Source organism: Burkholderia alba, assembly GCF_034721475.1.
Classification (GTDB): Bacteria; Pseudomonadota; Gammaproteobacteria; order Burkholderiales; family Burkholderiaceae; genus Burkholderia; species Burkholderia alba.
The window spans coordinates 1-25,168 of the sequence record NZ_JAWJWL010000044.1 but is presented as its reverse complement, the minus strand read 5'-3'; the positions used below and the strand labels follow the sequence as shown (position 1 = coordinate 25,168).

The following is a 25,168-nucleotide window of genomic DNA, read 5'->3' as shown; positions in this document are numbered from 1 at the left end:
GCACCTTCACGTCGACCCCGTTCTCGCGCAGCGCGGCGAGCGCCGGCGCGGCCGATTCCTTCGGCGGATCGAGGAAGATCAGGAAGCCGCGCACCACGAGATCGCATTCGTCGGCGATCCGGTACTGCGCGCGCTCCTCGCCGCGCACGACGGCTCGGGTCGCAACCAGCAGCACCCTGAAACCGTCCTCGTGATAGGCGTTCGCCTGTTCGAGCAGCCGTTTGCGCGCGACGAAATCGAGCGCGGACACCTGGCCCCCGTCCTGAATCCGCGTGGAGACCGCCAACACCTCGTCGACTGCCCCCTTGCAGACGACGAGATGCTCGCCGCGCGCGTCCTCGACGACGACCGACAACCGTCGGCGCACGAAGTCGAACGGCAGTTCGTCGATCTTCCGGTAGTCCGACGGCTTCGCCCGCTCGCCCAGTTCGTTCGCGCGGTTGACGATCGCGATGTCGATCAGGTTCTTCTGGCCGCTCTGGTGATGGCTGTTGAGCCAGCCGAGCCGCAGCACGTCGTCGCTCCGCTGACCGAGCACGTCGAGGTGATGCTCCAGGACGATCCGGTCCTGCGTGAGCGTGCCGGTCTTGTCGGTGCAGAGCACGTTCATCGCACCGAGGTTCTGCACCGAACTCAGCCGCTTGACCACCGCCTTGCGGCGCGCCATCGCCATCGCGCCGCGCGCGAGGTTCGCGCTCACGATCATCGGCAGCATTTCCGGCGTGAGGCCGACCGCGACGGCCAGCGCGAAGGTGAGCGCGCTCAGCCAGTCGCCCTTNGTTCGCGCTCACGATCATCGGCAGCATTTCCGGCGTGAGGCCGACCGCGACGGCCAGCGCGAAGGTGAGCGCGCTCAGCCAGTCGCCCTTCGTCAGGCCGTTGATCATGAACACGACCGGCACCATCGCCAGCATGAAGCGGATCAGCAGCCAGCTCACGCTCGACACGCCGCGCTCGAAGCTCGTTTCGATCCGCTTGCGGCTCGCGACGTGGTCCGCGAGCTGGCCGAAATAGGTGTGCTCGCCCGTGGCGACGACAACCGCCGTCGCGATGCCGCTGACGACGCTGGTTCCCATGAAACACACATTCGCGAGATCGGGCAGGCTGCCGGCGTCCTCGGGCTGCGCCGGTCTCGGCGGGACGATCTGCCGTTGCGCCGGACCGGACATGTCGTATTTCTCGACCGGCAGCGACTCGCCGGTCAGCGCCGCCTCGCTGACGAAGAGATCACGCGACGACAGCAGCCGCACGTCGGCGGGAATCATGTCGCCCGCCGACAGATGCACGATGTCGCCAGGCACGACGTCGCGCAGCGGCACCTCGCGGCGCATCGGGCTCGTGAAATCGTTCACGCGGCGCTGGACCGTGGCCGTGGTACGGACCATCGCGCGCAGCTTTTCAGCCGCGCGCAGCGAGCGGAACTCCTGCACGAACCGCAACAGCGCGCTGATCGTGACCATCGTCAGCAGGATCGTGACGCTCGCGTATGCGCGCTTTTCGGCGGGCGCGAAGACCACGTCGGTACACAAGCTGATCGCGGCCAGCACCAGCAGCACATACACGAACGGATTGTTGAACGACCGCATCAGCTGGCGCGCCCAGTGCGGCGGCTTGTCGTGTGCGATTTCGTTCGGACCTTCGAGCAGCAGCCGGTCCTCTGCCTGCGAGAACGTGAGGCCTCGCGTACCCACGTGCAGGTTCTTCAGCGTGTCTTCGAGCGGCTGCGCCGATTCGTGCGCGACGCGCAGCGGGCGCACCACGCGGCCATATTCGTTCGATGCGTAATTGAGGAAACCGCGCTGTTTTCTTCGGGATGAGGTGGGAGGTGCCATGGGATGCTCCATATGCCGCGCCGACGACCAGCGGCAAGCCTCCCCGTCCGATCAACGCGCGAATGCCCGCCGCCGCGTCGCGACGCGGACGGTCGGCTGAATGTCCTGAGAACCGGATTCGCTTGCCGGTACGGATGCGTGAGCGCACGCAATCGCACCGGCGGGCCGCAATCGACTACTTCCGTCTTCTTCCATCCGGACTCCTCTCTACGGGTTGCTTGGCGGCGCCTTCCCCGCCGCCCACGCGGCCAAGGACAAGCATGAAGCGGCACGTTCGTGTGATGCGATCGGCCTGCCGCGCCGGTAAAGCCACTGCCGGCCGGGCCACGATCGCGTTCGCTCCGCTCCGCGCGCTTCAGGCGCCCAGCCAATATCCATCGTTGCGAACGGCCCTGACGAGCCGCGTTTCGTGAGGCAGATCGATCTTCCGCCGCAACCGGGCGAGATGCGTGTCGATGGCCCCCAGCCCGGGGTTATGCCTGAATCCCCATATCGCTTCGAACAGCCGCTCGCGCGTCAGCACGCGGCGGCTATGCCGGAACATGTACGCAAGCAGCCGGTACTCGATCGGCCGCAGCGGAATCGCCCGGCCCGCGCGGTAGGCGATGCGCCCCGGCATATCCAGCTCGAGATCGTCGAGCCAGAGGCGCGCCGGATACAACAACCGGCACATCAACTGGTCGACGCCGCACGATCTCGTGCGGGGTCCGGCCGCTTGCGCCTGCGACCCGCGCCGGCCCCCGTCCGGTGCCTCCGTCGCGCCGACCACGATCACGGGCCCCGCATATCCGGCATCGCGCAGCACGCGCCCGACCCCGGAACGATCGTCATCGGGCGTCATGCGTCCGATGACGACGGCGTCATAGCGCCCGAGCGGCTTACGCTGGACCGCGTTTCCCGGTGTCGTCGCCAGATCGACCTCGAATCGATGGTCCGTCAGAACCCGGATCCACTCGTTCGCGGCCGAGACATCCCGCTCCATCGCGAGCACTCTGCCCGCGCCCGCCGACATCCGACAGATGTTATGCATGCGTCTACCCGATTGGCATGTCGCTTTCGCCGACCGCCCGTATCGGGAGCGGACGCGCGACGCCGCGCGTCTGCCCGCCTTGACGACGGAGACGAACGAAAGCCCCACCGGGCGGACGCGGGAAACCCTTGGCCAACCGGCGGAAAAATGAATACACGGGAGCGAGAAGAAGAAACTTCGACGCGCACCGTTCGACCTGGCGGCAGAACGGCGGCAACGGAAAATCAGTGCGCGGCGTCAGCCGGATCAGGCAAGCGAGGGTCTACTGTCGCTACTGTCCAAGGCAGTCATCCTTTTCCGGGAAATTCGAGCGATTCTGATCGCTTACCGAGAGCGAGTCAACGCTTGCGGGGAAGTATTTTCCGTCGCCAACGCCATCCGGAAATCTCGCGCGTCATCAATGCGCGCCGCCATTCACCAAATCGGCATAGCCGCGATGCGCTCATGGGAATCCCGCCATGTCGACTGCAACGGCGGCGCGTCAGGCCGCTAAGCAGAACGTAGTATTTCGTCTTGTCACGCCGACGCGGATTGACATAGAATCCGCGATGTTTGAATCAAGGAGAGTCCTTCATGGACACAAGCCCTAGTAGCGACAGTCGAATGCCGGGTCAAGCCGGCATCCCGACGGCCATCCCGCACTAGCGACTCCGCGCCTCCTTTCGTCGCTGGTCCGGGATGGCCGGAACAGCGCACTTGCTCCGAACCGCATGCCGGTTCGTCCCGCAGTACGCTCCCCCTATCGAGACGGCCACCGGTCATCGCCTCCGCGCGACCGAGAGCCGTCAATTCACGTCGCCTCCCCGCGAGGCGCGACGGGAGTCGAATCGTGCATCTCGAACCATTTCTGCGCATCTCGCGCGCTTATCTGCTGTCGCGGACCGTTCCGCGAAAACGCTGCCGTCCGGCTCCGCCATCCGGCCGCCCCGCCGTGCCGCCGGCATCCGGGGCACCCCCCGCGTCGGGAAGCGGCGTCCCCTCTCCGATGCCGATCAGGCTGTATCTGCATTTCATCGCCGTCTATCTCTGACGTCGACGCAACCGCGCGATGCCGCGCGGCCCCTATCGTCGAACGGGAGAACCGATGACGCTTCCCACTCAAGCGCATTGTTGCGGCGACGTGCCGCCGATACCTGAACCGTGCCCGCGTCTGTCGGCCGCCGAGGTCCGCGCCCGCTCGCTCGAACACCATCTGGCGCTCGTCGCGATGCGCGACGGTCGCGGCAACCGGGAGGGGCTGATCTGTTTGCTCAGAGCGGCCCGCCTCGCGTTCCATCTACGCGACGTGACCGCCTCCGGCTCGGAGACCGACCCGTTTCGACGCGCCGGAGCCGCGCTCGGCCGCTGCGTCGCCCGAGCCGAGCGCGGCGAGCGATGGCTGCTGCTGGATCGGGAGTACAAGACCCTCCATCTGTTGCTGATGCTGCACGACGAGCAGCTTGCGGCTGTCCCGATGCAGCGCTACATGAGCGCGTGGAAGCAGTTCGAGAGCACGGTGGAGGGCATCACGTTCCCCCTCGAACCGGGCTGACGCGCCGTGGTCGTCGGACTCGGCCGAAGACCGGTCGTCGGCCGGTCCTTGTGCGACATGCCGGCGTGCAGGAACCGGAAGCTTGGCCGCGCACGCCCATGCCGCCCCGATGCTGCCAGCCGATCGGCGCTCGCGGATGCCCATCCGCCCGCCGCCGCTATTCATCGCATTCGCTGATCGCCCGCAGCCTGTCGGGATCGAGGATCGTGATGCGGCTGTACTGCGCGTCGATCACGCGCTGCTGCACGAGCCGGCGCACCTCCTTGTTCACGCTCTGCCGCGACGCCACCAGCAGCGACGCCAGATCTTCCTGCGACAGCCGGATCGTCAGCTCGATGCCGCGCGGCGTGGCCTGTCCATGCCACTCGGCGAGTACCAGCAACTGATCGGCCAGCCTTGCGCGAAATCCCGACAGCGCGGTCTTGCCGATGCGCCGGTGCAGCGCGCGGCTGCGCATGCAGATCAGGTCGAGCACGCCGCGCAGCAGCCGGGGTTCGCGCGCGAACTGCGCGAACAGCGCATCGCGGGAAATATGGAACAGCGTCGTCGGACCGTGCGCGCGCTGATCGTGCATCGATCCGCCGCCGTCGATCACCGGGATGAAGTTGATGACCTCGTTGGGCCACATGTAGACGGCCACCGCGCGCGCGCCGGCCGCGCTGGTCCAGCTCATCTCGATCGCGCCCGAGAGCACGACCTGAATGTCGTCGCACGGCGCGTCGCGCGCGAAGATCAGCTCGCCGTTCATCCAGGTGCGCAGCCGCCCGGCATCGCACAACGCATCGATCGACTCCGCCGGCCAGTCGCGCAGGCAGGGGTTCGCCGTGAACGCCGCATGAATCGCGCGGCGGGTGCGCGCATCGAGCGTGCGGCCGTCGCGATGCGGCGCGAACGGCAGCGCGAACGATGCGAACGAGATACCCGGCACGAGCGCCGGACGGCCAGGCTGGACTGCTTCGGTGAGATCGCTCATGGTGGGACGGCACATTACGCAAGGGGGAAGAAGGCGGCAATCGCTCGAACGATCTAACCAGCCTTCCGCGCCCGCGTAAAAGACTTCTTTTTTATGTGCTTATCCCCCGCCGCGCACCGGGCGGGCTAGCCGATCAGGAAGTGCTCGCGATTCTTGCCGACGATCCACGCCGGGGCGCGGCCCCGGCCGGTCCACGTCGCGCCCGTCTTCGGATCGCGGTACTTGGGTTTCGGCTGTTGCTCGATCTTCTTCGGACGACCCAGGCGCGGCGGAAACAGATCGCGTTCGGTCAAGCCATAGTCGGCGATTTTCTGCCGAATATCCGCGACAATGGTTTCCAGTTCCGTTTCACGTACCGCTTTCGCCTGTTGAGTCAAATCATTCAATCTGGCGAGCAATTCCTTGTATGTTGCCATTCCGATTTCCCCGTATGAATACGTCACTCCCGGCCGATCCACGCCGTAACCGCGCGTCATCTTCGAGTGATTTGTATTTCGCAGCCGGGATTCGGTTATCATAGCTCAAATAGGCCAATGTGGCCTATTTTGATTCAGCAGGGAGCATTCGCCCATGCTCCCTTCCATTCACCACCCCCGTTATGTCATCTTGCGCACACATCTGCGTGCGCTGAGAAGATCGGCCGGTCTCACCCAAACACAGCTCGCGGAACGCCTGCGGATCGATCAGTCTTATCTATCCAAGATCGAGCGCGGCGAGCGTTATGTCGACATCCTTTTCTATCTGGACTGGTGCCGTCATTGCGGCGTGGAACCCGGCGATGCGGTACTGAATTTAATGGACGCGGGCGGATGACGCGGCATAACGCATCGGCATTACGCGGCGGGATTCCCGTGAAGATTTCTTGCTGCAACGCAAAAATCGGTGAAGGCCGCGCATTGCTTTTTTTTATCATTTAATGCAATTCCGCATGTAAAACCCATTCAATGCGCTCCCGGGCCTTTCGGGCGTCGCGCCCGGTTCCGGCACGCGCTGCGTCTGTTGCCCGGCGGCGACACCCTGAGTCAATCCTCCAGTCCGGCGCGCGGCGGCAAGACACCGCCGCGCCGGGCGCCGTCGCCCGGTCCGTCACGCCACCTTGAACTGCCCCACCGTCGCCGCCAGCGTGTGCGCCTGGGCCTGCAGCGCGGTAGCGGCAGCCGTCGACTGCTCGACCAGCGCCGCGTTCTGCTGGACCATCTCGTCGAGCTGCGTGACCGCGCGGTTGACCTCCTGAATGCCGCGCGTCTGCTCGTTCGCCGCGTGGGTGATCTCGGAGATGATCGTCGTCACGTTCGACACGTTGCTGACGATCTCCCGCATCGTCTCGCCCGCCTGCCGTACCTGGCCGGATCCCGCGCCGACGCTCGCGACCGTCGACTCGACCAGTACCTTCACCTCGCGCGCAGCCTGCGCGCTGCGCTGCGCAAGGCTTCGCACCTCGGCCGCGACCACCGCGAAACCGCGCCCCTGCTCGCCCGCGCGCGCCGCCTCGACCGCCGCGTTCAGCGCCAGGATGTTGGTCTGGAACGCGATGCCGTCGATCACCCCGATGATGTCGCCGATGCGGCTCGACGCGCCTTCGATCTTCTCCATCGTCGCAACTACGTCCGCGACCACCACGCCGCCGTGCGACGCGATCTTCGACGCCGCCGCCGCGCGTTCGTCGGCCTGCCCGGCCGCGTTCGCCGACTGGCCGACCGTCGCGGTGATCTCCTCCATCGACGCGGCCGTCTGCTGCAGGCTCGCCGCCGCCGATTCCGTGCGCGACGACAGGTCGAGATTGCCGGCCGCGATCTCGTTGGCGGCGGTCCGCACCGATTCGCTCGCATCGCGGATCTGCACCATCACGTGATTCAGCTTGTCGACGAACGCATTGAACGAGCGGGCGATATCGGTCACTTCGTCGCGGCCGTCGGCGGGCAGACGCTGCGTCAGGTCGCCCGTGCCGGAGCCGATCGCCGCCATCGCCTCGCGCACCATCGACAACCGCCTGAACGCGGTCGCGGTGATCGCGCCGACGATCAGCGACGCGAGCACGACGATCGCGACCAGCGACACGATCGCCGTGCTCAGCAGCGAACGCATGCCGGCCGTCGCCTCGGACTGGTCGAGCGCGACGAGCGCATACCAGTCGGTGCCCGCGATCGGCAGCGCGCGCACCAGCTTCTCGTCGTCGCCGACCCGCACGGCCAGCGGAGCCGCTGCGTTCGCGAGCGAGGCGAGGTTGACGTCCTTCAGATCGGGGGCGAATTCCGCCACCGGCTTCAACGTGAGCTTCGGATCGGGATGCGCGACGATATGGCCGCCGCTGTCGATCAACATCCCGAAGCTCGCGGGCGTCGGATGAATCGCCTTCACGTTCGCGATCACGCTGTCCATCGCGACGTCGCCCGACACCACCGCCTTCAGCACGCCGTCGCGCACCACCGGAACGGCGAACGCGACGACCAGCTTGCCGGTGCCGACATCCACGTAGGGCGGCGTGACGACCGCCTTGCCCGCATCGGCGGCTTGCCGGTACCACGGGCGGCCGGTCGGATCGTAGTCGGCCGGGATGCCGCTCGCGTCCGAGAACTTCGCGGTCTTGTCGGCATACCCGACATAGACGTTGGTGAAGCCGCCCGCGGCGGCCACCTGCTTGAGCGCGGGAATCGGATCGGGCGACAGCACCGCATCCTGCAGCGACGCGACCATCTGGCTTTTCGATGCGACCCAATCGCGGATCCCGACCGCGTGGCCGTTCGCGACGGCGATCAGGTTGCGGTTGATCGTGTCGTCGTTATACGACTTCGCGACGATGTAATTGAGCAGCGTGCTGGCAAGCAGCGCGAACACGACGATGGCAACGCTGGCGGCGATGATGCGCGCGCGGATAGACGAAAGCATGGCAACGACTCTGAGGAGCGAGCTGTGACGCCCGGTGGACGGAAGTGCCTCTGTATACGGCCCATGCGCCGGATACTTGAGGAAAATGTTCGCGGATCGAGCATTTGCGCCGAGGTTTCGCCGACGGTTTTAAGCGTCCGCCGGAATGGCGGCGCACAGGTGCTCGGCGCGGGCGTACCGCTATTCCTTGCTGTCCGCCTGCTGATACACCACCCGCTCGTCGACCGCATACAGCACGCACGCGCCCCGCGTATGCTCCGCGCAGTAGGCGAGCGCCTGTCTGGCCGCATCGTCGCCGGTCGCGAAGCCGCAATGCCCGCTGGCCGATACGGCGAACGCGCGGTGCGCGCGCGGATCGGCCCCGAGGAAAGCCTCGTACAGCGCCCGCGCGTGGCTACCCGCCAGCGGCACTGCGTCGACGTTCTCGACGTCGGGGCCGTCGCCCGGGCTGCGCAGGCTGCCGCGGACATCGAACGGCAGGCCGAGCGACGTGAAGAAGCGCGCGTAGACCGGCAGCCAGAGCGGCATCCCGTCGCGGGACGCGAAGGTCTGATGCGAATCGCGGCCGAACGTGCCGTAGTCGACCCACTGCGCGGCCGCGCCCGCGCCCACGTACGCGTCGTACATCGACTTCGGCAGCGTCTGCCCCCAGTACGAATCGTTGTCGCCGTACATCCACAGCGCGGGCGCCTTCGATTTCGCGCCGTATTGCGCGTATGCGTCGACGTCCGAGCGCTCCCAGCCGTTGCAGCTGTCCCGGCGCATGCCGCCCGCCATGTTGATCAGGCCGAGCACGCCCGGCAGATTGCGCTCGCCGAGCGCCATCGTCGCGAGCCCGCCTTGCGACTGGCCGATCACGACGATGCGCTGCGCGTCGACGAACGGCAGGGTCTTCGCGTAGGCAATCGCCGCTTCGATGTCGTCGGCCTGCAGGCGGCCGGTTTCGGGGATGTCGCAGCCGCCGTCGCGATACACGCCGCCCGACGAGCCGAAGCCCTGGCGGGTCGGCACGAGCACCGCATAGCCGCGCTTCACGAATTCGCGGGCCTGGAAGTAGTAGCCGCGATCCTTCTGGAACGCCGGATTGCCGCTCGCCTTGCCGTGATTGATGACGACGAGCGGAAACGGCCCGTCGCCGAGCGGCGCGTAAACGCGCGCCGTCAGCTTGACGCCGAACAGGCCGCGCGACTTCTCGACCTTGACGATATCGTCGCGCATGCCGCCCGCCCGGGCCGCCGGCATCGCCACCCAGAGCAGCATGCACGCCGCCGCCCATCCCCACCCGCGCCGAGCCAGTTTCATGTTCGCCTTTCGTTCGCCCTACAGACGGACCGGGCGGCGCCGCGCGGCGCCGCCGGGAAATGCGGGCATCTTGCTACGGCTCGCGCGCACCGCGCAAGCGCTCGATGAACGCCACGCGGCATGCCGGAGCCGGTGTCAGGCGTCCGGCGACACCGACGGCGCGCGGCGTCCCGCGTAGTAGCCGTAGTAGAACATCGCGAGGCCGGCGATCCACAGCGGACCGACGACCAGCGCGACGCGCGTGTCGGGCGACAGCGACATCAGGCAGACCACGAACGCGAGGAACGCGAGCGCGACGAACGACGACAGCGGATAGAACGGCACCCGCAGCGGCAGGCGCGCGAGCTGTTCGCTCGAAATGTGGCGGCGAAAGCGCAGTTGCGCGATCAGGATGATGCCCCAGGTCCAGATCGCGCCGAACGTCGATACCGACGTCAGCCACACGAACACCTTCTGCGGCGCGAAGTAGTTCAGCACGACGCCGACGAGCAGCAGCGCCACCGAGATCAGCACGCCGTACACCGGCACGCCCCGGCGATTGACCGAACCGAGCCCGGCGGGCGCCTGCCCTTGCTGCGCGAGATTGAACAGCATGCGCGCGGTACTGAAGAGGCCGCTGTTGCACGACGACAGCGCGGCCGTCAGCACGACGAAGTTGATGATGCCCGCCGCGGCCGGGATGCCGAGCCGCGAGAACGTCATCACGAACGGGCTGCCCTGCGTGCCGATCTGGTTCCACGGGTAGATCGACATGATGACGAACAGCGCGCCCACGTAGAAGATCACGACGCGCCAGAACACCGAATTCACCGCCCTCGCGAGCGACTTCTCCGGATTGCGCGCCTCGCCGGCCGTCAGGCCCAGCATCTCCACGCCGAGGTACGCGAACATCACGATCGGCAGCGCGTCGATCACCCCGGAGAAGCCGTTCGGCATGAAGCCGCCGTGCGTCCACAGGTTCGAGATGCCGGTCGCGACGCCGCCGTTGCCGAACCCGAGCGTGATCATCAAGCCGCCGCTGACGATCATCAGCACGATCGTCACGATCTTGATCAGCGCGAACCAGAATTCGAACTCGCCGTACAGCTTGACCGCGATGAAGTTCACCGCGCCCATCAGGATCAGCGCGGCGAACGTCCAGATCCAGTTCGGCACGTCGGGGAACCACATGTGCATGTAGACGCCCACCGCGGTGATCTCCGCCATGCAGGTGACGATCCACATGAACCAGTAGGTCCAGCCGGTCAGGTAGCCCGCGAGCGGGCCGAGATAATCCTGCGCGTAGCGGCTGAAGGCGCCCGCGACGGGGTTGTGAATCGCCATTTCGCCGAGCGCGCGCATGATCAGGAAGATCGCGATGCCGCCGAGGATGTAGGTCAGCAGGATGGCCGGGCCGGCGGTCCGGATCGCGACGGCCGACCCGAGAAACAGGCCGACGCCGATCGTCGCGCCGAGCGCCATCAGGTTGATGTGCCGTTCTTCCAGGCCGCGGTGCAGCTGTTCGTCTTGGGTTTTCACTGGGATCTGTCTCCTGGCGGATCGCACGCGCGAGCCGCCGCTATTGTGTCGAAACGGAACGGCCGGCATGCGGCGCCAACGATTCGGGATGCGGCGAAGACGATCTTGCATCGCTATCGAGAACACGTCGAAATCAAATTGATTCAACCCGTCAATCGCAATAATGCGAATGCGCGACCCCGGTCGATCGGGCGTGGCGCCGAATGATCCGAGACGCCGTCCGACACGGGTTTGTGCGCGCGACGCATGACGGCTTCGCGCGCGCCGGACAACGCAGCACGCGAGGCACAAGCGTCCGGCGCGAGCCGGTGGGCGACGATTGTCGAGCGAGTCTCGGAAGGGGTGTCGGCGTTTCGATTCAATCACGCCCACCCAGTCGAAATGCAGCGCCGATTATAGGGATAATTTGTCCCTGCTCGCCACTCGATTATTCGGCCGCTCGTTCGCTATCGTGCCGCGCGGCGCGCCGGCCGCGCGCTCGCCACGGCGTTCACGGGCTCGCGCGGCCTGGTGTTGCTGCGCGCGTTGAACGCGGTGGCCCGCAGGATGCGCAGGAAAACCGCGCATTCCATGTGGGTCGGCGCGGAGCACGCGGCCGCGTGCCGCAGGCCGTCGCGCATCGTGCTCAGGCGACGGATCGTGCGGTCCAGTTCGTCGGCTTTCGCCGTCATCGCCTGGCGGTCGAGACACGGCTCACCGTGCGGCCCGACCATGCGCGCGATCTCGTCGAGCGAGAAGCCCGCGGCCTGCCCCAGCGTGATCAGCGCGAGCCGCTGCAGCACCTCGGCGTCGAACAGTCGGCGCAGCCCGCGGCGCCCGACGGACGCAATCAGCCCCTTTTCCTCGTAGAACCGCAGTGTCGATGCGGGCACGCCGGAGCGCTCCGCCACTTCGCCTATATCCAGTTTATTCACCCTCTTGACCTCAAGTCGGCTTGAACCGGCACAGTGTAGCTTCCGATTCTCGACTGCATGCAAAGGAACTCGCCATGAACGCCGCGCCCTCGATCAATCGCGAACAGGCCGACCTCTGGAACGGACACGCGGGACACGCGTGGGTCGATACCCAGGCGTCGATCGACCAGATGTTCAAGCCGATCGAAACCTTGCTCGTCGAAGCGATTCCCGCCGGATGCGCACTGCGGGTGCTCGATGTCGGTTGCGGCACCGGCGGCACCACGCTTGCCGCCGCGCGGCGGCTCGGCGCGCAGGGCCGCTGTACCGGTGTCGATATTTCCGGGCCGATGCTGGCCGCCGCGCGGGCGCGCGCGACGCGCGACACCGCGCCGGCCGACTTCGTGCTCGCCGACGCGCAGACGCATGCATTCGAACCCGCGAGCGTCGACCTGATCCTGTCGCGCTTCGGCGTGATGTTCTTCGATGCGCCGGGCCGCGCGTTCGCGAACCTGCGGCGCGCGGCGACGGACGCCGCCGAACTCCGCATCGTCGCCTGGCGCAGCGCCGCCGACAACCCGTTCATGACGAGCGCCGAACGCGTGGCGGCGCCGTTACTGCCGGACCTCCCCGCGCGGGAGCCTGGCGCACCCGGACAGTTCGCGTTCGCGGACCCTCGGCGGATCGCCTCGATTCTGGAAGAAGGCGGCTGGTTCGATATCGACATCCGGCCGATCGACGTCGACTGCACGCTGCCCGAACCGGCGCTGACCGGCTATCTGTCCCGCCTCGGCCCCGTCGGGCTGAGGCTTCGGGACGTGGATGCGTCCGCCCGCGCGCGCGTCATCGACACGATGCGCGCTGCGTTCGAGCCGTACGTGGATGGCGAGGTGGTGCGCTTCGTCGCGGCGTGCTGGATGGTCCGTGCTCGCGCGTCGGCCGCGAGCCGCGCCTGACGGCGCGCGCGGCCGCGCGGCGCATCATTCGGCGGCCGGCCAGAACACCAGCGCGCGCACTTCGATACTGCGGCGCGGCGGCGCCGTTTCCGGCGTGCCCGGATCGTCGAACGCGGTATGCGCGGTCAGACGCGCGCGGCCGTCGTCGAGCGAATCGTAGATTTTCAGCAGCAACGCTTCGTCGGGCCGCAAGCGCGGAAAGTAGTACCACCGATGAGCAGGGTTCGCGGTGATCGAATAGGTCTCGCCCACCTTGTCCGGATACACCAGATCGCTCGGCACCAGATCGCCGTGCGCGATCGAGCGCGCGTCGCACAATGCGAGCGGCAAACGCTCGACGACGTCGAGCGGCCGCCAGACGTTCAGGATCGCGAAGCGCTGGCGCAGACGCGCATCGGCCTCTTCCGCCGGCAGGTGATCGCGCACACGGCGCGGCGCCGACACGAAGGTCTGATCGTTGTGTACGCGCCGGACCGGCTCGCGGAGTTGCGCGGTCTTGCGCGAGCCCTGCGCGCTGTCGCGCAGCGTGTGATCGAAGATCACGGTCTTCTCCGCGCCGGTGGCGGCGCGCAGCAGCGCATCGACTTCCGCGTAATAGATCGAGCGGATCGCCGCGTCGTCGGCGAAATCGCCGAGCGCCGTCCGGTGCGACACCAGCTCGAAGCCGCTCCTGTCGAGGCCGAACTCGCCGGCCGCCGCCAGCGGCCGCGCATCGCGGATCGTCACGCGCCGCGGCGCCAGCGCGCCCGTCACCCACGGCGTGCCGGGCGGCGGTTCGAACGTATAGGACACCGGACGCTCGACGCCCGGCGCCAGATAATTCACTTCCGCTTCCACTTCGCCGCCGCGTTGCACGCGCGGCGATTGTTCCAGTACCGTACCCATCGCGATTCCTCGTCAGAACGATTCCCTGTACGGACGCAGATCGAGCTCATGCGTCCACGCACTGCGATGCTGCCGATGCACTTGCCAATAACTCTCCGCGATCGCGTCGGGCGACAACAGCCCGTCGTCGCCCGCCTGCGCGACACGCTGCGGCGCCGCCTGCCGCAACCGTTCGCCGTCGATGCCGCCGTCGATCACCGTGTGCGCGACGTGGATGCCTTGCGGACCGAACTCGCGCGCGAGCGTCTGCGCCAGCGACCGCAGCCCGGCCTTCGCCGACGCAAAAGCCGCGAACGGCGCTCGGCCGCGCAGCGACGCGGTCGCGCCGGTGAACAGCACGCTGCGCGGCGCGCCGTCATCCGCATCGAGCAACTGCGGCAGCGCGGCCTGCGCGAACAGCAGGCCGCCGATCACGTTGGTGCGCCACGCGAGCTCGAAATCGGCCACGCTCAATTCGAGCGTCGGACCGCGCACGGCATTGCCCGCGTTGAACACCGCCGCCTGCAGCACGCCGAGTTCGCGCACGTCGGCCGCGATGCGCCGCACGTCCGCCTCGCTCGCGATGTCGCCGGCGAACGCATGCGCGACGCCGCCCTGCGCACGGATATCCGCGGCCGCGGCTTCGACACGTGCCGCCGTGCGCCCCGTGAGCACGACGGCGAGGCCGCCTTGCGCGAAGCGTCGGCCGAGCGCGGCGCCCAGCCCGGCACTCGGGCCGACGCCCGCGATCCAGGCCAGCGGAAGAGAGGAAGATGACGATGTCCGTGCCATGTCGTTGACCCTATAACGCCGCATCCGGCGAAGGAAAGAAGAAAACGCAATAAGCTTATCGACACCGCTGCGAACGCGACACGCAGCGGTTGAACGAGCATAGACCGTTTCGAAAACCCTGCGAGCGACGCTGGCATAGAGGCCGCCGCGCGGCCAGTCAGCGGCGATGCGCGAGCGAGCGGACGAGGCGCTCGCCGAGCATCTGCACCGCCTGCACCAGCAGGATCAGCACGATCACGGTCGCGATCATCACGCGCTGGTTGAAGCGCTGATAGCCGTAGCGGATCGCCAGGTCGCCGAGTCCGCCGCCGCCCACCACGCCCGCCATCGAGGAAAAGCCGATCAGCATCACGACCGTCAGGGTCAATCCGGCCAGCAGCGAAGGAAAGGCTTCCGGCAGCAGCACTTTCTGCACAACGTGCCGCGCGGTACCGCCCATCGAGACGATCGCCTCGATGCGGCCGCGATCGATGTCGTCGAGCGCCGCCTCGACCACGCGCGCGAAGAACGGAATCGCGCCGATCGCGAGCGGTACGACGGCCGCGGTGCTGCCGAGACTCGTGCCGACGATCAGCCGGGTGAGCGGGATCAGCGCGATCAGCAGCACGACGAACGGCACCGAACGGCCGAGATTGACGACGAAGCCCAGCGCGGCGGCCAGTCGCGGCGCGTCGAGCGCGCCCGGCTTGCGCGCGACGCACAGCAATACGCCGAGCGGCAGTCCCGCCGCGACGGTGGCAAGCGTGGCGAGCGCGACCATGTATAGCGTCTGCGCCGTGCCGCCCGCGACCAGCGACGCGACCTCGCGCCAGTCCTGCGGATTCATAGCGGCTCCGCGCGGACGCCGCGAGCGTTCAGGAACGCGAGTACCTCGCCCACGTCGACCCGCCCCTCCCGCGCGCGAAATCCGACGCGCAGACGCCCGACGCGCTGCCCGCCGATCGCCTCGACGCCGCCGCTCAGCAGCGTGACGTCGACCGCATGCTGCTGGGCGAGCGCGCTGAGCACGGGCGAAGCCCGCAGCGTGTCGGTAAAGATCAGTTCGGCGTTCGCGCCGCTCGCCGCCGTGTCCGTGCAGGCCGGCAGCAACGCGCGCCCGAGCCGCGACGCGGGATCCGCCAGCAGACGCGCGAGCGGCCCGGCTTCAACCACCTTGCCGGCATCGAGCAGCGCCGCGGAATCGCAGATCGCCTTCACGACGTCAAGCTCGTGCGTGATCAGCACGATCGTGACGCCGAGCCGCGCATTGACATCGCGCAGCAGGTCCAGAATCTGCCGCGTGGTCTGTGCGTCGAGTGCGCTCGTCGCTTCGTCGCACAGCAGGCAGGCAGGTTCGGCGGCCAGCGCGCGGGCAATGCCGACGCGCTGCTTCTGCCCGCCCGACAGCTGGGACGGATACACGTGCGCCTTGTCGTCGAGGCCGACGAGTTCCAGCAGCTCCGCCACGCGCCGGGCGCGTCGGGCACGCGCAACGCCGATGATCTCCAGCGGCACCGCGATGTTGTCGGCGACCGTGCGCGCGTGCAGCAGATGGAAATGCTGGAAGATCATGCCGATCCTGCGGCGCGCGCGCCGAAGCTCGGCGGGCTTCAGCGCGGTCAGTTCGATGCCGTCCATGTAGATGCGGCCGGCACTCGGCGTTTCGAGCAGATTGAGGCTGCGGATCAGGGTGCTCTTTCCCGCGCCGCTCTGGCCGACGATACCGAAGATCGAACCGCTCGCGATCTCCAGCGATACGTCGTCGAGCGCGACGCACTCGCGCGCGCCGGCTGCGTACACCTTGCGCAGACGTTCGATCCGGATCACGATCCGCTTCCCGCCGGATGCACGGGAATCACCGAGCCCCGGTAGCGCTCTCGAATGTAGGCCCCGACCCGCGCGGACGCGAGCACGTCGGCCAGCCGCTTGATGCGCGGATCGCTCGCGAGCCGAGGCGTGGTCACGAGCACGTTCGCGTACGGATTGCCCGCGACCGCTTCGAGTCCGAGCGCGTCCTTCGCGGGCGACAGGCCCGCTTCGAGCGCATAGTTGCCGTTGATCACCGCGAGCGCGACGTCGTCGAGCGAGCGCGGCAGCTGCGGCGATTCGATCTCCAGCACCTTCAGATGCTTCGGGTTCCACACGATGTCGCGCGGCGTCGCCAGGCTGCGCTCCGCGCCCGTCACGCCCGCCTTCAGCTTGACGAGGCCCTGGCCCTGCAGCAGGAACAGCGCGCGGCTCAGGTTGGTCACATTGTTCGGCACCGCGACCGTCGCGCCGTCCGGCACCTGGTCGAGACGGCTGTACTTGCGCGAGTACACGCCCAGCGGTTCGATGTGCACGGCCGCCGCGACCACGAACGTCTGGCCCAGCGCCTGTTCCTGCGAATGCAGATAGGGAACATGCTGGAAGTAGTTCGCATCGACGTCGCCGTGCGCGAGCAGTTCGTTCGGGTTCACGCCGTTCGGAATTTCGATGATGTCGAGCTTCAGCCCCGGCGTGATCTTCTGCGCATAGGCGAGGATCTCGGCATGCGGCACCGCATCCGCCGCGATCCGCAGCGGCGGCGCATCCGCCGCGCGGGCCGGGCCGGTCAACGCGAACGCGGCCGCGAGCGCGGCGAAGAAACCGATGAAGCGGACCCTGTGTCCGGACGTGAAAGCAAGCATGGCAGACCTGTGAAAGAGGAAATGAGCGGGAAGCCGCCGCCGGTATCCGGCGCGGCACATCCGACGCGCCGCGCGCAGCGTTACGCCGCTTGCGCGGCGAGCACGTCCGGATAATGACGTCGGGCAACATCCGGGTGCGAACGCAGCCGCCCTTTCAGGTAGTTCGGCCCGACGTCGTGGAACAGCGGATTGTCCGGGTCGCTCGCCGGCCCTCGCGCCTGCGCGGCCAACGCCGGCGGCAACGCAAGCAACGGCACGGTCGCATCGAGCCTTGCGCCGAGGAAGAAGGCGATCGACAGCCGGTCGCGTCCGGCCGGTGGCGTGACGACCCGGTGGACGGTCGCGCGCAGATAGCCGTTGGTCGCGAGTTCCAGCAGCTCGCCGATGTTCACGACGAACGTGCCCGGCAACGGCGCCGCATCGATCCACGTCCCGTCGTCGGCCGCAACCTGGAGACCGCCCTGCCCGTCCTGCAACAGGAAACTCAGAAAACCCGAGTCCTTGTGCGGACCGACGCCCTGATCGTCCTGCGTCGCATCGCGGCCCGGATAGCGGATCAGCTTGATATGCTCGTTCGGCGTCTCGCCGTAGATGGGCTCGAACGCGCGCTCCGGCTGATCGAGCGCGGCGGCGAACGCGCCGAGCAGGCGGATCGCGACCTGCGTCAGCGCGGCCTGCCAGCGCAGCAGCGCCGGCTTCAGTTCCGGCAGCGCGGCGGGCCACTGGTTCGGCCCTTGCAGGCGAGTCCACACCGGCACGCCGTCGGCCTGCCCGATCACGCTGCGCTCCGCGCCGATATCGAACTGTTCGCGCCAGTCGCGCTTGCCGCGCGTCAGTTCGTCGCCCGCGCGGGTATAGCCGCGAAAATGCGGCGAGTTCGCCATGTCAAGCGCGTGCTTGTCCTCGCCGGACAGTGCGAAGAAACGCCGCGACAGCGCCTGAATCTCCTCGGCCAGCGACGGGTCGATACCGTGGCCGCGCAGATAGAAGAAACCGACTTCGCGAGCCGCGTGGCGAAGCTGGTCGAGGAATGCAGTACGGGCCTCGGGATCTGACGAGTCGAATGCGGCAAGGTCCAGGATCGGCAGAGCGTATTGTTGTTGGATCGGCATGAGCGCGTCTCGGCTTCGGGTTCGATGGCGCGCGCCGCCGTGCTTCGATGCGGGATGCCCGCATGCCGCCGTTGCGCCGCGCGCCGGAGAGAAATCAGGCGATCGATGCTAGCAAAGCGGTTGAAGCCGGCAAAACAACAAAATGCGCTATGGATAGCTGCGAACGGGGACTGTGTTGATGCGTCGCAAGCGGCCGCCGGCGGCGGATGCGCGCGGGACGGGCCACCCGCGCGCTCCGATCGATCGCGCGGGCGCGTCGGCGATGCAATGCCGGCGCCGGCTCGGCTGCTCGATCCCGCAGCGCCGGTGAACGCGTTTCGCTTACACGCTCGCGTATCAATCGCACCGCATGCGCGACGGATTCCTCATACCGGCCCGGTTCCTCGCGTCGTCTGCCGATCGCCCGGCAACGGGCTTTGCGCATCGATCCTCTCCACGAATCGACGCGCGCCGATCCGGCGGCAACAGACTTTACACATCGTTACGCGCCGCGATGCATCAACCGGCGGCGGCTTCCCTATACTCCAGCCCGTCTGCCGCCGAATCCATTCGTCTTTTCACGAACGCCACGTCCATGCCGATCCAATCGATCACCCGTCCGGATGCCGTCCGGACCACCCTGCTCGTCAGCCTCGTGGCCGGCGCGGCGCTTTCGTTGAGCGCCTGCGTGGCGCCCGGTTACGGCCAATACGGCGGCTCGCAGCCGCAGTACGGCCAGCCGGCCTACTCGGCGCCCGCTTATGGTCAGCCCGGCTATGCATCGCAGCCGGCATACGGCCAGCCCGGCTACAACCAGTCGGGCTACAGCCAGCCGGGCTACAACCAGCCGGGCTACAACCAGCCGGGAAACAGCCAACCAGGCTACGACCAGCAGGGCTACGCCAATCCGCCCGGCTACGGTCAACCGAGTGACGGTCAACCGGGCTACGGCCAACCGACGTATGGCCAGCCTCCCGGCTACGGTCAGCCGGCCCCCGCGCAATCGCCCTATCCGCAATCCGGCGGCTACGGCGTCCAGTACGGCACGGTCGCCGGCATCCAGCCGATCGGCGGCGCAACGAGCGCGTCCGGCGTCGCGGGGACCGTCGTCGGCGCACTCGTCGGCGGCGTGCTCGGCAACCAGATCGGGCGCGGCCACGGCCGCGATGCCGCCACCGTGATCGGCGCGTTGGGCGGTGCCGTCGCCGGCAATCAGATTGGCCAGCAAGTGGGCGCGCAGCCGGCCGGCTACCGTGTCGACGTGCAACTGAGCGACGGCTCGACACGCTCGTTCGACATGCAGAGTCCGGGCGATCTGCGTCCGGGCGACCGGGTGCAGGTCAACGGCAGCCAGTTGTCACGGTATTGAGCAGCCGGCTCGCGGGCGCGGGCACGATGCATTGCGTGTGCGCCCGGCGGCATGCGTATCACGGCCCGGCCGATCCGCCCGCCCACGCCGGAAGCATCTTCACCGGCGTCGCGGGTACGAGACGCCGCATCCCGCCTCGGAGGCGCATGAGCGGTGCGGATAGCGGTGCGAGTACCCCGAGGCGAACGCCGCCCCCTTACACCCGTCCCCCGGAACCGGAAGCGGCTGACCTACCGAGGCGGCGCTCGCCCGGCTCCTCCGGCGCGCCCCCGATATTCCGCTGATGCCCGGCACGTCGTCGCTCGGGCATCTGCACAAAAACATGCAGGCGCCACGGTACGTGCCGACGGATGAGGTGCGCCACGAACTGGATGAGATCGGCCGGGACGGCCGCGGGTAACCGCCGGGCGAGGGCGAGACCGGTACGGCAGCCGCGCAGCGGGCTGCCGGGTCCGCTCAATCCGACAAACGCGCGCGCACCGTGTATTCCTGGCCGTCGTCGTCGGCTGCCCGCTGCGCGGCGCCGGAGCGGGCCGTGTCGAAATCGAGCGGCAGCGGCTCGACCGGAAAGCCGTGCTTCTCCCACGCGTCGAGCCCGCCCTTCAGCGCCCGCACGTTGTGGATATGCTTGCGGTGCAACTGGTTGACGATCCGCTTCGCGGTCGCCTCGTTCGGACACACGCAGTACACGACGATCGGCCGTTTCAGGCACTCCGGATCCAGTTGGTCCGGAGAATCGAGGTCGAGCGGATAGGCTCCGGCGATCCGGTAGGCTTCCTTTTCCCGAACCGCGCGCGGACGCGCATCGAAAATCAGCGGCGGCGCGTTCGATTTCATCATCTCGTCGAGCTGCTGCGGGCTGATTCTCACCTTGGCGAGCCAGCGCCGGAACTGCATGCGCCGCACCCACCGATACAGCAGGAAAGTCACGAAAATCGCGGCGAACGCATCGAAAACCGTGCCGCCGCTATGCCGCACCCACAGCACCAGCTGCACGATCTCGTCGTGCAGCACCGCGCCGCCGAGCAGCCAGACGCTCGCCCACAGCGTCGCGCCCGCCAGATCCCAGAACAGGAACACCCGCACGTTGACGGCGGTAGTGCCGAGCAGCGGCGCGGAAATCAGCCCCAGGCCCGGCAGGAATTTGGCGAGCACCAGTAGCGGCGCACCGTAGCGTTCGAAGACGTTGCGCGCGATGCGCAGCGTCGCGTCGAGCGACAACGAATACCGCACCAGCCCGTTGAGGAGACGCCGGCCGCGGGCGCGTCCGGCGAAGAACCACAGCGAATCCGCGAGGAGCGTCGCGCCGATCGCGGCACAGAACATGCTTGCGTAGGACGCCTGCCCCATCGCCGCCATGGTGCCGCCGAGAATGAGCATCGGCACCGCCGGCACCGGCATGCCGAGCTGCGTGATGAGGACGCTGAGAAAAACGGCCCAGGGGCCGAGCGAGGACGGGATTGCTACGGGAAATTGCCACACGGACCGCTCCTCGAATGCGACGGATGCCGGACGCACCGGTCGACCGGCGTGCGCGATGCATTCCGGTGTCCTTCGCATTCTAAACAGGTTTGATTACACCTGTTTGCGGCGGACCGGCGGCCGCTGCGATCGCGCAACGGCGGACCGCCCGCCCCGGCGGCGTTCTCGCGTCACCCCGCCGGCTCGGCCCCCGCCGCAAGCGTCGGCCGCTCAGCCCGCCCGGCCGGCCGTCGCGCGCGCCGGCGCGCCGCTGGCCGGCACGCCGCACGCCGGGCAGAAACGGCTGAACGCATTCTTGCGCGTGTTGCAGCTGCCGCAGGTATCGAATACGCCGATCCCGCAATGCGGACAGAAATTGCGGTGCGGATCGGCGGTATCGAGCGGCCGTTCGCAGCCGGGGCAGATCTTCTTGTCGATCCGCGCATAGGCCGTGACCGCCTCGATCGACTCCCGCCGCGATTGATCCGGCCGTTGCTCCTCCTGCCGTTGCCGCTCGAGATAGCGGGACAGCGCGCGGATCGCGTACTGCCCGGCCGCCACGGTCGCGACGATGCCCACGATGTAGCGTACGTAGCCGCCATAGCTCGGCAGGTAAGGCACCAGTTCGACGAAGAAGCCGTACAGCGCGAAGAAGATGAAACCCCAGACGAACGGCCAGTAGCGGCTCGAGCGCTTCTTCGCGAACAGCCAGCCGGCGATCAGCAGCGGCGGCAGCGTGAACAGCAGGCGCACCCCGAACACCCGCAGTTCCTGTTTGCGCTGCGCGGCTTCGAGCCGGGTGTGCGCGTCGTCGTCGAGCGCGGCGCGCGCCGTCGAGACGCCCGCCCGCTCGCGCGCCAGCGCCGAGCCCTGCTGCTTGAGATCGGCGACGCGCGCTTGCGCCGCGCGCTCGCGCTGAGTCGCGGCCTCGACCGCGCGCGCGTGCTGGATCACCGACGGATCCTCGTCCGCCCGATCCGTGACGTGGCGCGCCGACGCCGCCGCCTGGAACGCCTCCTTCGCCTGCCGCGTGTCCTGCTGCGCCGCGCTCAGCAGCACATCCGCCTGGTCGGCCGCATCGCGGTTCGCCGTGACCTGGGCGGACAGCGCCGCGAGTTTCTGGTCGAGCGGCTGCGCGGCGGCGCGGTCGACGAACTGCGCCTGCGGCAGATCGTCCGCGACACGCGGCAGGTCACCGACGATCAACCCGCCGAGCCCGGTCAGAAAGCAGGCGAACACCACCGCGATGATCCACAAGGCGCGCTGGAACCAGACTTCGGAAAGACGCAAACCCTTCGACATGATGTCGACTCCCGGAATGAGCGCGGCGGCAAACCGCGCCCGGTTGACAAAAAGCTGACGAATGCTGCCAGAAGGGTGCGCGCGAGCCAACCCCCGGAGACCCGCCGGATACCCGGGTCTCCCGGCGGCGGCGCACTGTTCGCCGGGTAGCGGCGCGCCGTCTCCCCCTCCTTGCACGACCGATTCGTCAGACGAAAGACGCGCTCCGGCTATTTTTTGAGATAGACGCGCCGGTCCCGGATAGTCGCCCTGGGGCCGGAACATCATCTTTCACCGACCATTCCGTTTTCCGAAAACGTTTGCCAATGGAAATTTATGAAATTTGTCAATTTAGACAATTACTCACTTAATCTATTTTTATCTCTCATTTAACAATATTTAATACGCATATTTAATTCATCGATTCGCATCACATCAATTCCAACTCGACATCCCGGCTGTCTCGCCCCCGCTCCGCCAACGTTTGCCGTCCACGCACCGCGCCCTTCAATCTCCTTGTTTTTACAGCGCCTGTTCATAACGAAACTTGACATTCCAGCGGTCAAATTTACGCCGCCGGGTTCGACGCTTTTTCTATTTTTAGATATTTGACTCTTAATTAACAAAATTTATCAATTACCTTATTCCAATTTTCATTTATCTCAATAAAATCCGCTTTCGCTTTCGTTACCAAAAATTTCCAACCGATTTAATCTGACATTTCAATCTTGATTGATCGGTAGACACCACTGACCTCCTCGAGGAATTGCTGCCATGAACCGAACATACCGATCAATCTGGAATGACGCGCTGGGCGCGTGGGTTGCCGTGTCCGAAGTGTCCTCGGCGCGAGGCAAACCGAACCGGACCGCCCTCGGCAAGCTCGTCGCGATGGTTGCCGGATTGACGCAGCGCGGCGATGCCGCCGCCGGTTCGCCGGTTCCGCACCTGCGCACGGCGTTGGCCGGCGCGATCGTGCTGGCGCTCGGGATGGCGGCATCCACGCCCAGCCTCGCCAACATCGCGATCGGCGCGTGCAACAACGGCAGCGTGAACAGTTCGTCGTCGAGCACCTCGACAACCCAGAACTGCGCGGGCGCATCGGCCAGCTCATCGATCGGCGGCGCGCTCGCGATCGGCGACAACAATTCAAATGTCGCGGTGGCGAACGGCAACGACGCCGTGGCGATTCAGTCGGGCGCTACGGCCACGGGTACCAGTTCCATCGCGTTCGGCCACAACGCCCTGGCGACCAGCAGCGCCGTGGGCAGCGCGGCCAGCGTCGCCCCGCTGGCGGTCGGCAGCTTCTCCAGCGCGACGGCCAACAGCAGCACCGCGCTCGGAACCTATGCCACGGCATCGGGCACCGGCAGCATGGCGGTCGGCAATACCGCGATCGCGAACGCGGCGAACGCCGTCGCCCTGGGTCAGGGCGCGTCGGCGGGCAACGCGAACTCCGTCGCGCTGGGTACCGGCTCGGCCACCGCCGCAACGGTGGGCACGGCCAGCACGACCATCAACGGCACCACCTACAATTTCGCCGGCTCGACGCCGGGCTCCACCGTCAGCATCGGCACGGTCGGCGGCGAGCGCACGCTGACCAATGTCGCGGCCGGCCGTCTGTCGACGACGAGCACCGACGCCGTGAACGGCTCGCAGCTGAACGCGACGAATCTCGCCGTCACTGCCGTCAACTCGGGGCTGACCAGCCTGTCGTCCTCCACGTCGACCGGCCTGTCGACAGCGAATAGCGGCATTACCTCGCTCTCGACCGGCCTCAGTTCGACCAACAGCACCGTTACTTCGCTGTCGTCGTCGGCTTCGACTGGCTTGTCGACTGCCAACAGCGGCATCACTTCGCTCTCGACTGGCCTCAGCTCGACTAACAGCACCGTTACTTCGCTGTCGTCGTCGGCTTCGACTGGCTTGTCGACTGCTAACAGCGGCATCACCTCGCTCTCGACCGGCCTCAGCTCGACTAACAGCACCGTCACTTCGCTGTCGTCGTCGGCATCCACCGGCTTGTCGACTGCCAACAGCGGCATCACCTCGCTCTCGACCGGCCTCAGCTCGACTAACAGCACCGTCACCTCGCTGTCGTCGTCGGCATCCACCGGCCTGTCCACCGCCAACAGCGGCATCACCTCGCTCTCGACTGGCCTCAGCTCGACCAACAGCAGCGTCACTTCGCTGTCGTCGTCGGCTTCGACTGGCTTGTCGACTGCCAACAGCGGCATCACTTCACTCTCGACCGGCCTCAGCTCGACCAACAGCACCGTCACTTCGCTGTCGTCGTCGGCGTCCACCGGCTTGTCCACCGCCAACAGCGGCATCACTTCCCTCTCGACCGGCCTCAGCTCGACTAACAGCACCGTCACCTCGCTGTCGTCGTCGGCATCGACCGGCCTGTCGACCGCCAACAGCGGCATCACTTCCCTCTCGACCGGCCTCAGCTCGACTAACAGCACCGTCACCTCGCTGTCGTCGTCGGCATCGACCGGCCTGTCGACCGCCAACAGCGGCATCACTTCCCTCTCGACCGGCCTCAGCTCGACCAACAGCACCGTCACTTCGCTGTCGTCGTCGGCGTCCACCGGCTTGTCCACCGCCAACAGCGGCATCACCTCGCTCTCGACTGGCCTCAGCTCGACCAACAGCACCGTTACTTCGCTGTCGTCGTCGACTTCAACCGGCTTGTCCACCGCCAACAGCGGCATCACTTCGCTCTCGACCGGCCTCAG

The 25,168-nt window shown here is 67.2% G+C and carries 20 protein-coding genes and 1 pseudogene; 5 read left to right on the top strand and 16 right to left on the bottom strand.

Annotated elements, in window-relative coordinates; genetic code table 11:
- Both RZR99_RS29915 and RZR99_RS29910 read right to left on the bottom strand, forming a co-directional pair.
- Nucleotides 1-1,832, bottom strand: a pseudogene (locus RZR99_RS29915) (P-type ATPase); the annotation flags it as partial.
- A 355-nt stretch (nucleotides 1,833-2,187) separates the two neighbouring features.
- Nucleotides 2,188-2,814, bottom strand: a complete 627-nt coding sequence (locus RZR99_RS29910) for a winged helix-turn-helix transcriptional regulator (protein ID WP_323123379.1) — start codon at nucleotides 2,812-2,814, stop codon at nucleotides 2,188-2,190.
- 1,132 nt (nucleotides 2,815-3,946) lie between these two features.
- Between RZR99_RS29910 and RZR99_RS29905 the strand changes: the two genes are divergently transcribed.
- Nucleotides 3,947-4,393 carry a hypothetical protein gene (locus tag RZR99_RS29905; RefSeq protein WP_323123377.1) on the top strand — a complete coding sequence of 149 codons (447 nt, stop codon included), beginning with the start codon at nucleotides 3,947-3,949 and terminating at the stop codon, nucleotides 4,391-4,393.
- Nucleotides 4,394-4,550: 157 nt separating this feature from the next.
- Here RZR99_RS29905 and RZR99_RS29900 read toward each other — a convergent pair whose 3' ends face one another.
- Together RZR99_RS29900 and RZR99_RS29895 are read right to left on the bottom strand one after the other, a co-directional pair.
- Nucleotides 4,551-5,366 (bottom strand): Crp/Fnr family transcriptional regulator, encoded by an 816-nt coding sequence (locus RZR99_RS29900; protein WP_323123376.1) that lies wholly within the window; start codon nucleotides 5,364-5,366, stop codon nucleotides 4,551-4,553.
- 125 nt (nucleotides 5,367-5,491) lie between these two features.
- Complete coding sequence (locus tag RZR99_RS29895) at nucleotides 5,492-5,782, bottom strand: H-NS histone family protein (protein ID WP_323123378.1); 291 nt, start codon at nucleotides 5,780-5,782, stop codon at nucleotides 5,492-5,494.
- A gap of 154 nt (nucleotides 5,783-5,936) precedes the next feature.
- On the opposite strand from RZR99_RS29895, the gene RZR99_RS29890 reads away from it, so the two are divergent.
- Nucleotides 5,937-6,179, top strand: a complete 243-nt coding sequence (locus tag RZR99_RS29890) for a helix-turn-helix domain-containing protein (RefSeq protein WP_323123375.1) — start codon at nucleotides 5,937-5,939, stop codon at nucleotides 6,177-6,179.
- A gap of 273 nt (nucleotides 6,180-6,452) precedes the next feature.
- On the opposite strand, the gene RZR99_RS29885 is transcribed toward RZR99_RS29890, so the two are convergent.
- From RZR99_RS29885 to RZR99_RS29870, 4 genes are all read right to left on the bottom strand, one after another.
- Nucleotides 6,453-8,252 carry a methyl-accepting chemotaxis protein gene (locus RZR99_RS29885; RefSeq protein WP_323123374.1) on the bottom strand — a complete coding sequence of 600 codons (1,800 nt, stop codon included), beginning with the start codon at nucleotides 8,250-8,252 and terminating at the stop codon, nucleotides 6,453-6,455.
- A gap of 180 nt (nucleotides 8,253-8,432) precedes the next feature.
- Nucleotides 8,433-9,554 (bottom strand): dienelactone hydrolase family protein, encoded by a 1,122-nt coding sequence (locus RZR99_RS29880; RefSeq protein ID WP_323123373.1) that lies wholly within the window; start codon nucleotides 9,552-9,554, stop codon nucleotides 8,433-8,435.
- 135 nt (nucleotides 9,555-9,689) lie between these two features.
- The gene (locus tag RZR99_RS29875; protein WP_407655527.1) at nucleotides 9,690-11,015 is read right to left on the bottom strand and encodes an amino acid permease; all 1,326 of its coding nucleotides are present in this window, start codon (nucleotides 11,013-11,015) and stop codon (nucleotides 9,690-9,692) included.
- Between the two features lie 503 nt (nucleotides 11,016-11,518).
- On the bottom strand, nucleotides 11,519-11,986 hold the full coding sequence (locus RZR99_RS29870; RefSeq protein WP_323123371.1) for a helix-turn-helix domain-containing protein: 468 nt from the start codon (nucleotides 11,984-11,986) through the stop codon (nucleotides 11,519-11,521).
- Between the two features lie 74 nt (nucleotides 11,987-12,060).
- Between RZR99_RS29870 and RZR99_RS29865 the strand changes: the two genes are divergently transcribed.
- Complete coding sequence (locus RZR99_RS29865) at nucleotides 12,061-12,921, top strand: class I SAM-dependent methyltransferase (RefSeq protein ID WP_323123370.1); 861 nt, start codon at nucleotides 12,061-12,063, stop codon at nucleotides 12,919-12,921.
- A 24-nt stretch (nucleotides 12,922-12,945) separates the two neighbouring features.
- Here the strand turns inward: RZR99_RS29865 and RZR99_RS29860 are convergent, their stop codons facing one another.
- The 6 genes from RZR99_RS29860 to RZR99_RS29835 form a co-directional block, all read right to left on the bottom strand.
- Nucleotides 12,946-13,806, bottom strand: a complete 861-nt coding sequence (locus tag RZR99_RS29860) for a CmcJ/NvfI family oxidoreductase (protein WP_323123369.1) — start codon at nucleotides 13,804-13,806, stop codon at nucleotides 12,946-12,948.
- A 12-nt stretch (nucleotides 13,807-13,818) separates the two neighbouring features.
- Entirely contained in the window at nucleotides 13,819-14,577 is a 759-nt protein-coding gene (locus tag RZR99_RS29855) for an SDR family NAD(P)-dependent oxidoreductase (RefSeq protein ID WP_323123368.1), read from the bottom strand.
- 157 nt (nucleotides 14,578-14,734) lie between these two features.
- The gene (locus tag RZR99_RS29850; protein ID WP_323123367.1) at nucleotides 14,735-15,403 is read right to left on the bottom strand and encodes a methionine ABC transporter permease; all 669 of its coding nucleotides are present in this window, start codon (nucleotides 15,401-15,403) and stop codon (nucleotides 14,735-14,737) included.
- Nucleotides 15,400-16,383 carry a methionine ABC transporter ATP-binding protein gene (locus tag RZR99_RS29845; RefSeq protein ID WP_323123366.1) on the bottom strand — a complete coding sequence of 328 codons (984 nt, stop codon included), beginning with the start codon at nucleotides 16,381-16,383 and terminating at the stop codon, nucleotides 15,400-15,402. Before RZR99_RS29845 ends, RZR99_RS29850 begins: the two co-directional genes overlap by 4 nt.
- On the bottom strand, nucleotides 16,380-17,225 hold the full coding sequence (locus tag RZR99_RS29840) for a MetQ/NlpA family ABC transporter substrate-binding protein (protein ID WP_323123365.1): 846 nt from the start codon (nucleotides 17,223-17,225) through the stop codon (nucleotides 16,380-16,382). The genes RZR99_RS29845 and RZR99_RS29840 overlap by 4 nt, the downstream gene beginning before the upstream one ends.
- Nucleotides 17,226-17,305: 80 nt before the next feature.
- Nucleotides 17,306-18,337 (bottom strand): isopenicillin N synthase family dioxygenase, encoded by a 1,032-nt coding sequence (locus tag RZR99_RS29835; protein ID WP_323123364.1) that lies wholly within the window; start codon nucleotides 18,335-18,337, stop codon nucleotides 17,306-17,308.
- 574 nt (nucleotides 18,338-18,911) lie between these two features.
- Between RZR99_RS29835 and RZR99_RS29830 the strand changes: the two genes are divergently transcribed.
- A complete protein-coding gene (locus RZR99_RS29830; protein WP_323123363.1) occupies nucleotides 18,912-19,685 on the top strand; it encodes an outer membrane lipoprotein in 774 nt (257 codons plus the stop codon).
- Between the two features lie 456 nt (nucleotides 19,686-20,141).
- On the opposite strand, the gene RZR99_RS29825 is transcribed toward RZR99_RS29830, so the two are convergent.
- Together RZR99_RS29825 and RZR99_RS29820 are read right to left on the bottom strand one after the other, a co-directional pair.
- Nucleotides 20,142-21,245, bottom strand: a complete 1,104-nt coding sequence (locus tag RZR99_RS29825) for a DedA family protein/thiosulfate sulfurtransferase GlpE (RefSeq protein WP_323123362.1) — start codon at nucleotides 21,243-21,245, stop codon at nucleotides 20,142-20,144.
- Between the two features lie 132 nt (nucleotides 21,246-21,377).
- The gene (locus RZR99_RS29820) at nucleotides 21,378-22,448 is read right to left on the bottom strand and encodes a serine endopeptidase (protein ID WP_323123361.1); all 1,071 of its coding nucleotides are present in this window, start codon (nucleotides 22,446-22,448) and stop codon (nucleotides 21,378-21,380) included.
- A 753-nt stretch (nucleotides 22,449-23,201) separates the two neighbouring features.
- Here RZR99_RS29820 and RZR99_RS29815 point away from each other — a divergent pair.
- On the top strand, nucleotides 23,202-25,168 hold a 1,967-nt coding region (locus RZR99_RS29815; protein WP_323123360.1), incomplete at its 3' end, for an ESPR-type extended signal peptide-containing protein.

What these genes read in the sequence shown, in the direction of transcription:
- RZR99_RS29910 (WP_323123379.1), bottom strand. Translation starts at nt 2,814, where the DNA reads ATGGAGCGGGATGTCTCGGCCGCGAACGAGTGGATCCGGGTTCTGACG.
- RZR99_RS29905 (WP_323123377.1), top strand. Translation starts at nt 3,947, where the DNA reads ATGACGCTTCCCACTCAAGCGCATTGTTGCGGCGACGTGCCGCCGATA.
- RZR99_RS29900 (WP_323123376.1), bottom strand. Translation starts at nt 5,366, where the DNA reads ATGAGCGATCTCACCGAAGCAGTCCAGCCTGGCCGTCCGGCGCTCGTG.
- RZR99_RS29895 (WP_323123378.1), bottom strand. Translation starts at nt 5,782, where the DNA reads ATGGCAACATACAAGGAATTGCTCGCCAGATTGAATGATTTGACTCAA.
- RZR99_RS29890 (WP_323123375.1), top strand. Translation starts at nt 5,937, where the DNA reads ATGCTCCCTTCCATTCACCACCCCCGTTATGTCATCTTGCGCACACAT.
- RZR99_RS29885 (WP_323123374.1), bottom strand. Translation starts at nt 8,252, where the DNA reads ATGCTTTCGTCTATCCGCGCGCGCATCATCGCCGCCAGCGTTGCCATC.
- RZR99_RS29880 (WP_323123373.1), bottom strand. Translation starts at nt 9,554, where the DNA reads ATGAAACTGGCTCGGCGCGGGTGGGGATGGGCGGCGGCGTGCATGCTG.
- RZR99_RS29875 (WP_407655527.1), bottom strand. Translation starts at nt 11,015, where the DNA reads ATGGCGCTCGGCGCGACGATCGGCGTCGGCCTGTTTCTCGGGTCGGCC.
- RZR99_RS29865 (WP_323123370.1), top strand. Translation starts at nt 12,061, where the DNA reads ATGAACGCCGCGCCCTCGATCAATCGCGAACAGGCCGACCTCTGGAAC.
- RZR99_RS29860 (WP_323123369.1), bottom strand. Translation starts at nt 13,806, where the DNA reads ATGGGTACGGTACTGGAACAATCGCCGCGCGTGCAACGCGGCGGCGAA.
- RZR99_RS29855 (WP_323123368.1), bottom strand. Translation starts at nt 14,577, where the DNA reads ATGGCACGGACATCGTCATCTTCCTCTCTTCCGCTGGCCTGGATCGCG.
- RZR99_RS29850 (WP_323123367.1), bottom strand. Translation starts at nt 15,403, where the DNA reads ATGAATCCGCAGGACTGGCGCGAGGTCGCGTCGCTGGTCGCGGGCGGC.
- RZR99_RS29840 (WP_323123365.1), bottom strand. Translation starts at nt 17,225, where the DNA reads ATGCTTGCTTTCACGTCCGGACACAGGGTCCGCTTCATCGGTTTCTTC.
- RZR99_RS29835 (WP_323123364.1), bottom strand. Translation starts at nt 18,337, where the DNA reads ATGCCGATCCAACAACAATACGCTCTGCCGATCCTGGACCTTGCCGCA.
- RZR99_RS29830 (WP_323123363.1), top strand. Translation starts at nt 18,912, where the DNA reads ATGCCGATCCAATCGATCACCCGTCCGGATGCCGTCCGGACCACCCTG.
- RZR99_RS29825 (WP_323123362.1), bottom strand. Translation starts at nt 21,245, where the DNA reads ATGCGAAGGACACCGGAATGCATCGCGCACGCCGGTCGACCGGTGCGT.
- RZR99_RS29820 (WP_323123361.1), bottom strand. Translation starts at nt 22,448, where the DNA reads ATGTCGAAGGGTTTGCGTCTTTCCGAAGTCTGGTTCCAGCGCGCCTTG.